Annotated in this window: 12 protein-coding genes; 1 reads left to right on the forward strand and 11 read right to left on the reverse strand. The window is 58.4% G+C overall.

The window, feature by feature from the left end:
* Positions 1-264 precede the first annotated feature (264 nt).
* A complete protein-coding gene (locus VNN77_09290; protein HXG51582.1) occupies positions 265-1,269 on the reverse strand; it encodes a GNAT family N-acetyltransferase in 1,005 nt (334 codons plus the stop codon).
* Positions 1,270-1,578: 309 nt separating this feature from the next.
* On the opposite strand from VNN77_09290, the gene VNN77_09295 reads away from it, so the two are divergent.
* The gene (locus VNN77_09295) at positions 1,579-1,863 is read left to right on the forward strand and encodes a hypothetical protein (GenBank protein HXG51583.1); all 285 of its coding nucleotides are present in this window, start codon (positions 1,579-1,581) and stop codon (positions 1,861-1,863) included.
* 75 nt (positions 1,864-1,938) lie between these two features.
* Here VNN77_09295 and wecB read toward each other — a convergent pair whose 3' ends face one another.
* From wecB to VNN77_09345, 10 genes are all read right to left on the reverse strand, one after another.
* Positions 1,939-3,072, reverse strand: coding sequence for a UDP-N-acetylglucosamine 2-epimerase (non-hydrolyzing) (gene wecB / locus VNN77_09300; GenBank protein HXG51584.1), 1,134 nt, complete (start codon positions 3,070-3,072; stop codon positions 1,939-1,941).
* Entirely contained in the window at positions 3,065-4,249 is a 1,185-nt protein-coding gene (locus VNN77_09305) for a glycosyltransferase family 4 protein (GenBank protein ID HXG51585.1), read from the reverse strand. Before VNN77_09305 ends, wecB begins: the two co-directional genes overlap by 8 nt.
* A gap of 83 nt (positions 4,250-4,332) precedes the next feature.
* Complete coding sequence (locus tag VNN77_09310) at positions 4,333-5,202, reverse strand: glycosyltransferase family 2 protein (protein HXG51586.1); 870 nt, start codon at positions 5,200-5,202, stop codon at positions 4,333-4,335.
* Positions 5,203-5,428: 226 nt separating this feature from the next.
* Positions 5,429-6,385 (reverse strand): GDP-L-fucose synthase, encoded by a 957-nt coding sequence (locus tag VNN77_09315; protein ID HXG51587.1) that lies wholly within the window; start codon positions 6,383-6,385, stop codon positions 5,429-5,431.
* A 234-nt stretch (positions 6,386-6,619) separates the two neighbouring features.
* On the reverse strand, positions 6,620-7,615 hold the full coding sequence (gmd, locus tag VNN77_09320; protein ID HXG51588.1) for a GDP-mannose 4,6-dehydratase: 996 nt from the start codon (positions 7,613-7,615) through the stop codon (positions 6,620-6,622).
* A 120-nt stretch (positions 7,616-7,735) separates the two neighbouring features.
* Positions 7,736-8,815, reverse strand: a complete 1,080-nt coding sequence (locus tag VNN77_09325; GenBank protein ID HXG51589.1) for a hypothetical protein — start codon at positions 8,813-8,815, stop codon at positions 7,736-7,738.
* A gap of 188 nt (positions 8,816-9,003) precedes the next feature.
* Positions 9,004-10,260 (reverse strand): ABC transporter ATP-binding protein, encoded by a 1,257-nt coding sequence (locus VNN77_09330; GenBank protein ID HXG51590.1) that lies wholly within the window; start codon positions 10,258-10,260, stop codon positions 9,004-9,006.
* A gap of 85 nt (positions 10,261-10,345) precedes the next feature.
* The gene (locus VNN77_09335) at positions 10,346-11,212 is read right to left on the reverse strand and encodes a glycosyltransferase (protein HXG51591.1); all 867 of its coding nucleotides are present in this window, start codon (positions 11,210-11,212) and stop codon (positions 10,346-10,348) included.
* Positions 11,213-11,239: 27 nt separating this feature from the next.
* Positions 11,240-11,992 (reverse strand): polysaccharide deacetylase family protein, encoded by a 753-nt coding sequence (locus VNN77_09340; GenBank protein HXG51592.1) that lies wholly within the window; start codon positions 11,990-11,992, stop codon positions 11,240-11,242.
* Positions 11,993-11,994: 2 nt separating this feature from the next.
* Positions 11,995-13,392: a hypothetical protein gene (locus VNN77_09345; protein HXG51593.1), complete on the reverse strand. Its 1,398-nt coding sequence runs from the start codon at positions 13,390-13,392 to the stop codon at positions 11,995-11,997.
* Positions 13,393-13,478: the final 86 nt, after the last annotated feature.

Here is a 13,478-nt window from a genome sequence, read left to right on the forward strand (position 1 = left end):
GCAACCGAAGCACAGCTTCCAACTTCCGGCGAGCAGAAAATCGACCTCGTTGCACTTGTCTTTTCGACATGGACACCTCCTGGGTTTTTCTCCTTAACATTTCTCCCAATCAGGTGTCCAAAGAAATCCTGGGGCGGGGGAAAAGTTCGAGGTTCGAAGTTCGAGGTTAAGATCGGGGACCGGAGACAGGACGGGGAAGTGCGACTGCGTTCGTCTCCGTCTTCGGTCCCCGGTCGCTGGTCTGCCGCCCAGCGGCGTTGCTTCTTAACGCCATGCTTCGCGCAGTCCCCTTGTAACCTCCCTGCAGGCGGTCCGGACCGACTGCAATGCGGCCAGCGATGTCCTTTGCAGCATGCCGCCGAGGAACCACTCGACGGTTTCCAACTCGACCTTTTCCGCCCCGAAGCCAGCCTTGAACCGGTGAAGCCCCGCAGCGTCCGCTCCCGCTCCGCCCAGATTGAACAGGGTCAGGCCCTCGGCCCGCAAGGTCTCTGCTGTTCGGTGGACCAAGAAGTGAGATGCGCCGGAGGCCATCCCTTCCGGGGAGTTTCCTGCCGACTGGTAATATGCTCCGCGACGCGCTCTGAGGACCATCACGGATGCGAGCACCTGGTCTCCGCTCATCACCCGGAAAAGCTCGCCGGCTCCTTCCTCCAGGTAAGCTGGGAACCCTGCCCCGTCGACGGCAGGAACCTGCTCGCCCCTCTTTCTGCGGCGTTCCATGGAGTGGCTGGCCAGTCGGACATGCTCCTTGCATGCCTCGGGTCGTCTTGTCCGGTCCAGCCGAAGCCCTGCGCTCTCCGCCCGCCTGATGTTGCGCACGTGACCGGGAGAGAAACGCGAGCGAAGATCCCCGCCTGTCAGATCCAGGAGATAAGCGCACCGAGGGGTGCACCGCGGCTCTCCCGGGAGAGACAAGGGCTGATCCCCGGGCGCGGCCCCGCTTGTAAGCGACAACCGCCGGATTCTCGTCTCACGGCAAAACCCCAGCAACCCATCCCTGAAAATGTCCGGCCGGGGCAGGCGCGGAAGAAAAGGGATCTGAAGCGAAAGAAACAGGAAATTTGCCTTCAGAAGCGCCGCGCATCCGGACGCTAACGCTCCGCTTCTTTCCCTCAGCCCGAGCACAACGGGCTGGAACCCGGTGCTGCGCCGCGCGCGAAGATACGCGGAAGTGAAAAACGGAATTTCAGGAAAACCCGCCGCCAGCGATTCACAGGTCCGTTCGGCTGGATCGACCTCTGCGAAAAACTCCAATGAGTCGGGCACAGATGAATTTCAGTTCGAGGTTCGAAGTTCCAGGTGCCGACCGCAGACCGAAGACCGATGACCGGCACGAACGCGCCGCCGGGCGCGATTGAAATACCCCGTGTTTCTTGGGGTTCTTTGCATCTTCGCGCGATGAATCCATTTTCTCGCGCCAAGAGCGCCAAGCCCGCAAAGAAAAGACTTTCTCTCCCGCCCTACGGGCGCAGCAAAATACTGCTTTTTCTTGGCCGCCTTTGCGGCTTTGCGCGGAAATAATGGTTCAAAGTTCGAGGTTCGAAGTTCCAGGTGCAGACCGAAGACCGAAGACCGATGACCGGCACGAACACGCCGCTGGGCGGGGGTTCTTTGCGCTCTTGCGCAATGAATCCATTTTCTCGCGCCAAGAGCGCCAAGCGCGCAAAGAAAAGACTTTCTCCCCCGCGCCTACGCGCGCAGCAAAATACTGCTTTTTTCTTGGCCGCCTTTGCGGCTTTGCGCGACGAATTCAATTCCCTGCTCGCGCCAAGCCCGCCAAGGGCGCAAAGAGGGGTTTTTCTCTTTCGCGCCAACGGCGCAAAAAACACTCGTTCTTTCTTGGCGATCTTTGCGTCTTAGCGCGAGGAATCGTTCTTCCCCGTCTTCGGTCCTCGGTCGCCGGTCTGCTCTGTCTTCCCGGTCTCCGGTCCCCGGTCATTTTTCTGCCGTCCTTGCGTCGCCCGGCTCAAACGCTTTCAACACGTCCACGATTCGCTCCGCGGCGCGGCCGTCCCACAGCTCCGGAGTCCCGATGCTCGAGCCCGAGCTGTCCAGAGCGGCGAGCACCGCGGCCCGGATCCGGGACGGATCGTTCCCCGCCAGCCGGTTGCAGCCGCACTCGACCGTTACCGGCCGTTCGGTATTGTTTCTGAGCGTAATGCAGGGCACGCGGAGAACTGTGGCCTCCTCCTGCAGACCCCCGGAATCCGTCAGTATCAGGCGCGCGTTCCGGCTGAGCGCCAGCATGTCGAGGTAGCCCAGAGGTTGCGCCAGCCTGATTCCCGGACATCGCTCCACCCGTTCGGCGAGGCGGAACGCTTCGAGGCTCTTGCGCGCCCGCGGATGGACCGGCCAGACGATCGGCAGCCCGCGCGACACTTCCATCAGAACCTCGACGATTCCCTCGAGCACCTCGGGATCGTCCACGTTGCTCGGGCGGTGCAGCGTGAGCGTCGCATAGCCGCCGGGCTCGACTCCGAAACGTTCGAAGGTACCCCGTCCCTCTGCCCTCGGGAGAAGCGCCAACAGGCAGTCGATCATCACGTTGCCCACGAAGTGAATCCGCTCCGCCGCGACTCCCTCTTTCAAAAGGTTCTCGTCCGCGTCGCGTGACGTCGTGAACAACAGGTCCGCCACCGCGTCGGTGACGACGCGGTTGATCTCCTCCGGCATCGTCCAGTCCCGGCTGCGCAGGCCCGCCTCGACGTGAGCCACAGCGATGCCCAGTTTTTTGGCGGTGATCGCGCAAGCCATCGTGGAATTTACGTCGCCGACCACCACGACGAGATCAGGTCGATCCTCCACGCACACCTTCTCGAACTCCACCATGATTCGCGCCGTTTGTTCAGCGTGGCTACCGGAGCCCACTCCGAGAAACCGGTCGGGCTGCGGCAGTCCCAGCTCGTCGAAAAAGATTTCCGACATCTCGGTGTCGTAGTGCTGGCCTGTATGGACCAGCCGTGGCTCGAATAGATCGGGATGGCAGCGCAGCTCGCGGATCAACGGCGCGACCTTCATGAAGTTCGGCCGGGCACCAGCCACCAAGACCATCTTCCAGAGTTTACCCATCTACTCGAGCGACAACGCCGGGCCGACGACCAACGATCAATTCTCGGAGCGCACTTTCGTATCTCTGTCCCGTCGCCGTATGACGAAAAAACTGCCGCACTGTCGCGTAACCGTTCGCCGCCAGTTCGTCCCGCAGTGCACCATCGGACAGCACCGTGGAGATAGCCGCGGCCAACGCCTTCGGATTTCTCGGCTCGACGAGAACGCCGTTCTGCCCGTTTCGAATGATCTCAGGGATCCCTCCCGTATTGCTAGCGACCACCGGCTTTTGGCACGCCAGAGCTTCCAAGATCGCGATTCCAAAGGGCTCTGCGACTGCGGGATGGACAAACACTTCGCAGCCCTTCAACAGCCTGACGACATCGCTTTGTCCCCGGCGGCCCAGAAATTTCACGCGGTCTTGCACCTTCAGCGACCTTGCCAGAGCCTCCAGCTTGGGACGCAGATGCCCGTCCCCTACTAGCACCAGCTCCAAAGCTGCATCGTGCGTTGCGATTTCAGCGAACGCGCTGATCAACACATCCAGTCCTTTCTTTTCGTTGTGCATCGCAACGCTTAATAAATAACGGCGGCCGTTCTTCGCGGGCTCCTCGCACGGCCGAGAGAACGTCTCTATATCAACCCCGTTGTGAATTGTGATTGTTTTTTTGTCGAATTGCGGAAACAAAGACAAAAAGTCCCGTCTAAACGCTTCCGAATTCGCCACAACGAGATCCGAGGCATTCAACAGGGCCTTCAAGGGCCATTCGTAACGCTCCCGCGCCCGACCTTTGGGAAAAATATCCGCTCCGTGAATCGATGTTACGAGCTTGATCGGAAGAAGCTTCCGGCACAGCGCGAAAAAACACATCGTCTCCGTCGGATAATGGATGTTCACTACCTCGATCTTGTTCTGCAGGATCAGTCGGCACAGCTCCAACATCATAAGCGGGAAGAGCATCGGGAACGCCAACGCGCTCAACACCGGCCGTCTTGATCGAAACGGAAGCCCGAGCCTGAGCTCGAAGCTGCGAAAGCCCAGTTGGGTCACGCTTCGCTTGAGAAAAATGGCGCCGCGACTGGAATGGAAGAAAAATACCTCATGCCCGTGCTTTTCCAGGTATCGGGCGAGATTGACTGCCACCGATGTGACGCCACCGTGCAACTGGTCCCACGGAAGAACAAGTAACACATTCATTGTAAAAAAGAGGCTGGCTTAAGGTTCATCAAGATTTATGGGGGCGCCGCGGGATCGTGATCTCAACCCTATCTGACTTGATCCTATCGGAGCCTCAGGATTTTCAAAGCACTCCGAATTCGGATGACAAGGCTTCGCGGAAGCCCGATGCGTGCGAGCCGACCTGACTTTTTCCAATGCTTTTCCGGATACTCAGCTAGGTAAGCACGGAGTTCCATTTCAATTGTCTCTCTGGTCGAACCGGAAAGCCCATCGGCCTGCTCGAGAAGCTTGAGAGCCGTTCTAACCAGAGACTCAGTCGTGCGAAGTCCATCTGTGGTTTTTTGGTCGCGATGGCTCCGTAGCATCCCGAACGGAACATCCGTGCATTGAAAACAGGCTCCGGCGATCAGGAATCTCCCCCACAGATCGTAGTCCATGCTGTAATGGTTATTAACATCGAGGCCGCCGACCCGAAGCGCCAACTGCCGAGGAAACAGCACCTCCGGTTGCACGATATTACCGCCCTGGCGCCACACCTCAGGAACACGGAGCAGCTCTTCCAGGGTCCTGATCCTGCTTCGGTGCATTCGAGTAATCCTGCCGTGCACGTCCAAGTAGGCACACTGCCCTATATACACGGTCCCCTCGTTGAATCCTATCCGCGTCGCATGATGAAATAAAGCGTTTGGAAAAAGCATGTCGTCGCTGTTGATCCAAGCTGCAAAATCGCCGGTGCCGATCTCCAATCCCCGGTTGATCGCCGCGCTCTGGCCCCCGTCCGGTCCGCTCGTCCAGTAGTCAATCCAACGCGAGTATTTCCGGATAATCTCGACCGATCCGTCTGTGCTGCCGCCATCCATGACGACGTATTGCAGATCGGGATACCCCTGCAACAAGACCGATCGGATCGTTTCTTCAATGAAGCTGCTCTGATTGAACGAAGGGGTCACTACCGTGATTCGCGGCCACACACGACCGCCCGGCATTAGAGGCGCCAGTCTGTCGCTTTCCTCGGTCCACGGCCAACCGTGTTTGCCTTTCGGGGGGGGAGGTAGCTCGGAAACGTGCGGACAGGACATGGATTATTTCGAATTCAATTTTGGTTTTGGCTTAGACAGGCAAAGCTTAGGTCCACTTTAAGTCGGGGCTCAAGCTCGAACTTAGTCTCGTCTTTAACTCGGCGTGGACAACCTCTGCTCATTGCTGACTGCTTGGTTTTCGCTGCTCCAGATACCAGGAGACCGTCCTGCGAATGCCTTCCGCGAACGGACAGGCCGCACGAAAGCCAAAGAGCTTCTCCGCCCGGCTCACGTCGAGGCAGCGGCGGGGTTGCCCGTTGGGCTTGCTCGTGTCCCAGACGATCTTTCCCGTAAAGCCGACTTCCGCTGCAATCAAACGTGCGAGGTCACGGATGCTGATCTCCTGCCCCGACCCCAGGTTTACCGGGTCGCCTCCGTCGTACCGCTCCGCTCCGAGCAGGATCCCCTCTGCGGCGTCCTCGACATAGAGAAACTCCCGCGTCGGCGAGCCGTCGCCCCAGAGAACGATCTCTTGCGCGCCCGCCCGCTTCGCCTCGACGCATTTCCGGATCATAGCCGGGATCACGTGCGAGCTGTCGAGGTCGAAGTTGTCCCGAGGGCCGTAAAGGTTCACGGGCAGCAGATAGATGGCGTTGAAGCCGTACTGCGCCCGGTAGGCCTGCGCCTGGACGAGCAGCATTTTCTTGGCCAGGCCGTAGGGGGCGTTGGTTTCCTCCGGGTAGCCGTTCCAGAGGTCGTCTTCTTTGAACGGCACCGGGGTAAACTTCGGGTAGGCGCATACGGTCCCGACCGCGACGAACTTCTTGACTCCGTAACGGCGGGCGTATTCCATCAACTGGATCCCCATGATCGCGTTGTCGTAGAAGAAACGACCGGGGTTCGCGCGGTTGGCGCCGATGCCGCCGACGACAGCGGCGAGATGAATGACGACCTGCGGGCGGCTCTGCTCGAAGAGCCGGACGATCGCATCGCGGTCCCGAAGATCGAACTCGCGCGAGCGGGGAACGGCAATGTCCCGACATCCCCGCTCGCGGAGTTTCTCGGCCACGAAAGAGCCGAGAAACCCGGCACCGCCGGTGACGAGGACACGTTTGTCAGCCCAAGAGAAACTCATACTACCAGTTCAAACGGTTCAGGCCATGCCGCCCAGGGCGGCAGACCAAGGACCGGAGAGAACGATTCATCGCGCTAAGGCGCAAAGGACGCAAAGAAACCTGATATTTGCGCCTGTAGCGCCTTCGTGCCGCTCTTCGGTCCCGTTCGCACCCGTTCAGACGGTTCAAGCCGTGCCGCGCCGTTGGCGAGAGAGTCTTCTCTTGGCGGTCTTGGCGCGACGGGATTTGTCTGCTCATTGCTTATTGCTAACTTCTTCCATATCCGCGTCCACCATCAGCCGGATCAGATCCTTGAATTTTGTCTTCGCTTCCCAGCCCAGAACCTGCTTCGCCTTGCTCGCGTCACCCACCAGGAGATCGACTTCGGCAGGCCGAAAGTACCGGGGGTCTTTCTCGACGTACCTCTTCCAGTCGAGTCCGGCATACGAGAACGCCGTCTCCACCAGTTCCCTCACAGAGTGAGTTTCGCCTGTCGCGACGACGTAATCGTCGGGCTCGTCCTGCTGGAGCATCAGCCAGATCGCCTCGACGTATTCCTTCGCATAACCCCAGTCCCGCCGTGCATCCAGATTGCCAAGGTAGAGCTTGTGGTCCAGCCCGGCGCGAATGCGCGCGACAGCCCGGGTGACCTTGCGCGTCACGAAAGTCTCCCCGCGCCTGGGCGACTCGTGGTTGAACAGGATGCCGTTGCAGGCGAACATGCCGTAGCTCTCGCGATAATTCACCGTTGCCCAATAGGCGTATACCTTTGCCGCCGCATAGGGGCTCCTGGGATAGAAAGGCGTCGTCTCGCGCTGGGGAATCTCCTGTACCTTGCCGTACATTTCCGAGCTGCTGGCCTGGTAGAACTTCGCCTTGAGCCCGGTTTCCCGGATCGCCTCGAGGATCCGGATCGTCCCGAGACCCGTCACGTCTCCGGTGTACTCGGGAATGTCGAAGCTCACTCTCACGTGGCTCTGAGCGGCGAGATGGTATATCTCCTCCGGCTGGATCCTGTACAGCAGCTTGATGAGGTTGGTGGAGTCCGCGATGTCGCCGTAGTGAAGAAACAGCCGCACGCCATTGATGTGCGGATCCTGGTAGAGGTGATCGATCCGGCCGGTATTGAAGGTCGACGCCCGCCGGATGATGCCGTGGACCTCGTATCCCTTGGCGAGAAGCAGCTCCGCCAGATAAGAGCCGTCCTGTCCGGTGATCCCGGTGATTAGCGCTTTTTTTTGTGCCGCCACCTTGTCTCCGGCCTAGTACAGGGCCTCGGTTTCACGCTTGTCCCTTCCACCGGACCGCTTCCCTCGGAACGCGGGTTGCGGGCTTTTGCCTTCACGACGCCTCTGTCCCCGAGGCATTCGCTACCAGTAAGCTCCTCCGTCACACACATCCATGCGCGACGGTCGGTACCCATCCGGCACGCGAGCCCATTGGTCGTTGAAGTACATTCTCTTCCAGGTTTCCCGCTCCAAATACCTCTTTCCGTACACGCCGAAAACCACTTGGAGAATACCCCCCAAGTCAATCCCAATCCGCCCGGTTTGCTTTATGTGGGACGCTATTGGTATCGCCAACCCTGCGGCACCGATCAGCGCGATATCGAAATCCCGCGCGTCTATTTCCCCGACAACCGCGTGGAACAGATCAATCGCCGTTCCATATTTTTTTTGCGTCTCGATCTCGAATCCGTAGGGCAATTCGACGGCTTCGACACTTTTGGGCTCGAACCACTTGCGTCCCGTTTTGGACCATATGGCCTCGTAGGTCTCCTTACAGGCTCTCTCTTTCAGGAACTTAGCGAAGGGACAAACCAGAAGAATTCGCTTGTTCCTAAAATATTCGAGGTACCCGTTGCCCTCGCCCTCGGATTCCGCGATATCGGCGCGCTTGAAGAACATCGGGAGATGACCGACCGTCAAGAAAGGCTGTTGACACGGGTAACCGATCGGTTTCGATCGGATACCGTAATAGCGAAACAATTCCGGTTCCCACGCGGTAAAACAAATGCCGATGCAGTCCAGGTTTTTAACGTGCGGGATGTAAAAGCGATTGAACTCCCGATAAAATCCGATATCCTCCGGGAAAACCCCAGACTGTTTCAAAGCATGAAAAAGGAGGTCCTTTTCGAACCGACGAATCTCCTCTCGATCAGTTTGCCGCTTCAATAAAATATCGTAATACATCCAGTGCTGCTGCGACCTTCCGATCTTGCCTGCAGCGTAACCCGTACGACTGTCCACGGCATATTTCAGGTCCGCCAGAAACTCGCGCCTCGGAATGACGAGTCGCCGCATGCGCTGAAGATGGAACCAGCGACTCAGCCAGAGCGCTCGCGCCCGAATCGATCTCACGGCTCTGGCGAGAGCTGACTCTATGTTCCTCTGAGCCACCGGTTTCAGCCGGTCTGCCGCGCGTGCAGGCCTAACTTGCTGCTCGTTCATCGGATTACTTCTCCCCTCCGGCTAATGAGGACCCTACCGGTACGCTGGGCGTCATCAACAGGACAAGACCGGGACATACAGAGCGTAAGTCGCCGCCACAAAGGCCAAGTGTCGTCCGAGCAACGCCCGCCACCGTTCGATTCCCACATCCCGCGAAACACCTAACAACTCCAGGGCCTTATCTGATCTCACTCCGACAGCTCACGCCAATAGGACGGCATATAATAAATCGCTTGTTTATTAAGATTCAGGGGAAACGTGCGTTTGGATACGTTGCTTTGAACCATGGTGAAAGTCAAAACATCCGCGACGTAATCGTATGTCGCGCCCTGTGCCCAAACGCACAGGGTAATGTGATAGGAAGCCGGGTACAGGAGGCAATTGGGGATTTCCACCCTGTAACGACGGCGACACCCTCCCGAGACGCGCTCCGGTACAAAGCCGCAGTCCTGGCTTTCCAGATGGACAACCTGCAACCCCATTTCCACTCGCTTGATCTGCAGGCTCAAGTATGCCGCGGGAAGGCTCTGGTAGAACTCAACGTCGAAGTCAACGACAATCGTTTCTCCCATGCTGAACGTTTCGCGCTCCTGACCTTCTGTGTCCAGCAGCCTCGCTTTCCTGATCCGCGCCTCTCCCGTTCCAACCCTCCTGTAGTTGCCAGGCTCCGCTCGGTTCGGAGCCGTGCTGTTCTTGACGTACGCCCCGATGATCGACGTCACGTCCCCCCGCAGCGCAATCTTGCCGCCGTCCAGCCAGATGGCCGCCGTGCACAGGTTCGCAATGGCCCCCATGTTGTGGCTGACGAAGAGAACTGTGCGGCCCTGTCGCGCGACATCCCCCATTTTCCCCAGGCATTTGTTCTGGAAGCCAATGTCGCCGACTGCGAGCACTTCATCGACCACCAAGATTTCCGGCTCGAGATGTGCGGCAACGGCGAACGCCAACCGCACATACATGCCGCTGGAGTAGTGCTTCACCGCCGTATCGATGAATTTTTCCACCTCTGAAAACGCCACGATCTCGTCGAACTTACGGTCGATTTCCGTCTTCCTCATGCCGAGAATCGCCCCGCTCAGGTAAATGTTTTCCCGGCCGGTCAATTCAGGGTGAAAGCCCGTCCCGACTTCCAAAAGACAGCCGAGGCGGCCCCGGATCTCGGCCCTCCCCGCCGTGGGTTCGGTAATACGGGAAAGTATCTTGAGCAAAGTGCTTTTTCCTGCCCCGTTTTTGCCGATAATGCCGACGACCTCCCCCTCGCTGACGTCGAACGAAACATCCTTCAGCGCCCAGACGAATCCTTCCGTTGGCGGGCGGCCGTTTCGGCTAAAAACAGAGGCCAGGCCGCCGGCGATCTTGTCCCGCAGAGTATCGTATGGCGCCTGCGCAGCTCCGATCCGATAGCACTTCGAAAGATTTTCTACGCGGATAACCGTGTCGCTCATGGTACTAGAATCCGGATGCCTAGCGTTTGGAGCCCTTACCAGCGCCGCCGGGTGCCCGCCAAGGCGTCTTCCACCCTTCTATCCCTCATACCGGGGGAACCCAGTGCTTGACGCTTCCTACCAATCGTCCGATCTGTCTTCCGAGCCGCCACGCCAGCACTCCCCGGCCCTGTTCACGGTGAATTCCCCGAAGCGCACGAAGCAACGCGATCCAATCTCTTACATAAGAACTCCAGAGCGCGCTGCTGCCCGTCGCCGAAGTCCGGTACCGCTTGTATAGGAGCACGTTATACTCGGCGAACCCCCGAGATTGGCGGTACAATGCGCGCAGGCTGTCGCGACATCGAACGTTCACCACCGCGTCCTCGACGAAGTGCAGACGGATGCCTCGCTTCTGAATCCTGACGCAATAATCCGTATCCGAGAGTCGGAGCAAGGTTTCGTCGAATCCTCCTACGGCGTCATGAATCTCTCGCTTGACTCCCATCCCGCTGCCGCCGGCATGGGGCAGGAACGGCGAATACCACAATTTTTGCAACTCCCTGTACTGAGGATTGCCCAGGACTCTCTGAAGCTCTCGGTGGTTGAGCTTTCCGGTGTCGAATCGCGACGCTACGAAACCATGCTCGAACAAGGCTTCACCGATTGCCGCTACCCATCCCGGAGCGACTTCGTCGTCTGCGTCGCAAAATACAACATTGCGGCTCGCCGCTGCTGCAACACCGACATTGCGGGCATGTGCTGCACCACGTCTCTCGCGGGCCTCGACGATTCGCAAGCCCGGCAGGCGGTTTCGGTATTGCCTGACAATCTCGAGGGTCTCGTCACACGATCCATTGTCCGCGATGATCACCTCCCAGCTTCGGCTCCACTTCTGCGTCGCCAATGCTTCGAGTTGAGTCGCAATCGTCCGAGCCGCGTTAAGAGACGGAATAATGACGCTTAGGTCCACGCTTTGCTTTCTTCCACAGTCGGCAAATCAAGGCTCCTTGAGGGCGTCATTCTTGATGCCGTCGAGAAATTTGAGATCCGGCGGCATCAACCACCGCCGCCGGCGCGGGCGACCAGCCTTCAGCAACATTGGAACGGTGACGAATCGATAATGTACCGACGCCTCTCGCAGGAACGAATTCACGGCGGTCAGCATAGGTTCACGACTGCAATAACTGTCAGCCCTGACGAAAAGTCGGTCGTGCAAGAGAACGATGCAGCCAGGACGAATGCTCGTCTTTAGCCGTTCGGCAATCCATTCGGGGTCGTTCGGAACCCAGTCCCTTACTTCTAGCGACCAGGCGATTATTTCATAGCCCAACATACGGGCGCTGAGATATGAAAGTACGCTTTGGTTCCCGAACGGCGGCCGAAACAATTTCGCGCCATAGGGTGCCAGCGCATCTGAGCAGGAGCGGATTTGAGCGCGCCTGTCCTTCGCTCTGAGCAGCGGAAAGGACGGATGATCCCAAGAATGATTCCCGATCGCGTGGCCTGCTTCCGCGACCCGCTTTACCAAATTTCTGTGTTCGACCGCGGCTTTTCCCACCATGAAAAACGTGCCTAGCGCACCGTATCGCTCCAGGATGTCGAGCACTCTCGGCGTATATTCAGGGTGCGGGCCGTCATCGAATGTCAGGGCCGCCAACGGTTCTTCGGTATCCACGCCCACGACCGTTCCAAGAACCCGATCGAGGGCCCATCGAACGGGCGCTTTTAGCAGCCCGACATAGCGCTTCATGCTCATTCTTTCAGGACGAACTTCGTTCGCTCTCGGAGTTCGGGATCTGTGTTTCGCCGAGGCTCGAGGCACAGGAGCATCCACCGGTCCCGATCGAGTTCCGCGTAGCTACACACCTTCTCGAAATATTCTCCCAACGTTTCCCTGGCGCTCGCTAATGTAAGAGTCTTCGCCGAGCCTTCCGAATCGCCGTACTGCGCCGGTTTGTACCCGACCAACGCCGCCTTGCGAGAGAACCTGCTCAGCCGCCAAGCCACATCCGAGAACCGCTTTTTCCGCCGGCCCTCGAAATAACGGGCGGTATTAAACATGAAGACGACGTCGCATCGGAGGCGCTCTTCTGCCGGCCTGTGTATCCCCCATCGGTCGTGGGGCGGACTCGCAAGAATCGGGTCGACCTTCAACACAAGTGAATTCAACCGCTCATTTTTGACACGTTCGTAAATTCGGTTCGCACGGTCATCATCCGCATCGGCTATTATGACCCGCGATTTGCAGCAAGCCGCCGCCAGACGATACCACGATTCATCCGCCCCTATTTTGAGGACGCTCGTCGGTCTGAGCTTATCGACGATATCACCCAATGCAGTGTTTACACTCCGTTCCCAATCCGCTTCAACGCCGGACAGCGACCACACTGGGTTCTTTTCACCGTGATGTCCGGGCAGCCGCTCTATCTGTCTGCGCAAAATCTCAACGGCCGCTTCCGGGGATCTTCGGGCTACCCGTCTTGCTTTCCGATCCATTCCAAAGTGATACAGCCAGTGCCGCATCGGCATAAGCCAGAACAGCAACCGATATATCGGGAGCTTCGGCAAGCCCAAATAGGCGTTCATTGCAACATCGACCAGGGGCGATGCCTCACTATCGAGGAACAACAGAGGGTAAAGAAAATCCGTTCGAAATTCGTGCAAAAAGGTACGTACCGGCGCCGGCCCTTTCGCGCAAATGCTGCCGATATCCACGAAAACCGGCCTCCATCCATCGAAGAGGATGTTCCAGGGGTGTGCGTCCTTGAGCGTGTAACCCGATCTCAGCAGACGCAATTCGATATCGCACGTCATCATTGCGGCGTCCTTCAGCATCGCCGAGGTCCACTCCGTGGGATAGGATACCACGGGAATGGTTTTCGGCTTGACGACGAGATCAAATCCGTCGATACGGTGCTCGGTGATCTCGGTCTCCACCATGCCAAGCGTCGTCAACTCGCCATACAGCGGACTGTCCAACAATTGCCGATAGAAAACTTCGTACTGAGCAGCAATGGCCCGATACACTTCTCCACGCCAACGGAACACGACACCCACTTCGTCCGCCCCACTTGTCCGCTCCAGCGAGATCTCAGTGTCCGGAATCCGCACCGGGCGTCCAGGCCCCCCGCCTTTGAGCACGTTCTTCAATGCGTTAACCCGCAATCAAATGCTGCGCCGGCATCGCAATGCCTCGTCTTCACGGTCCGCTACGGCCACAGCGCCGGCGGAGGTTT

The organism is Candidatus Zixiibacteriota bacterium, assembly GCA_035574315.1.
GTDB lineage: Bacteria > Desulfobacterota > Binatia > UBA9968 > UBA9968 > DATLYW01.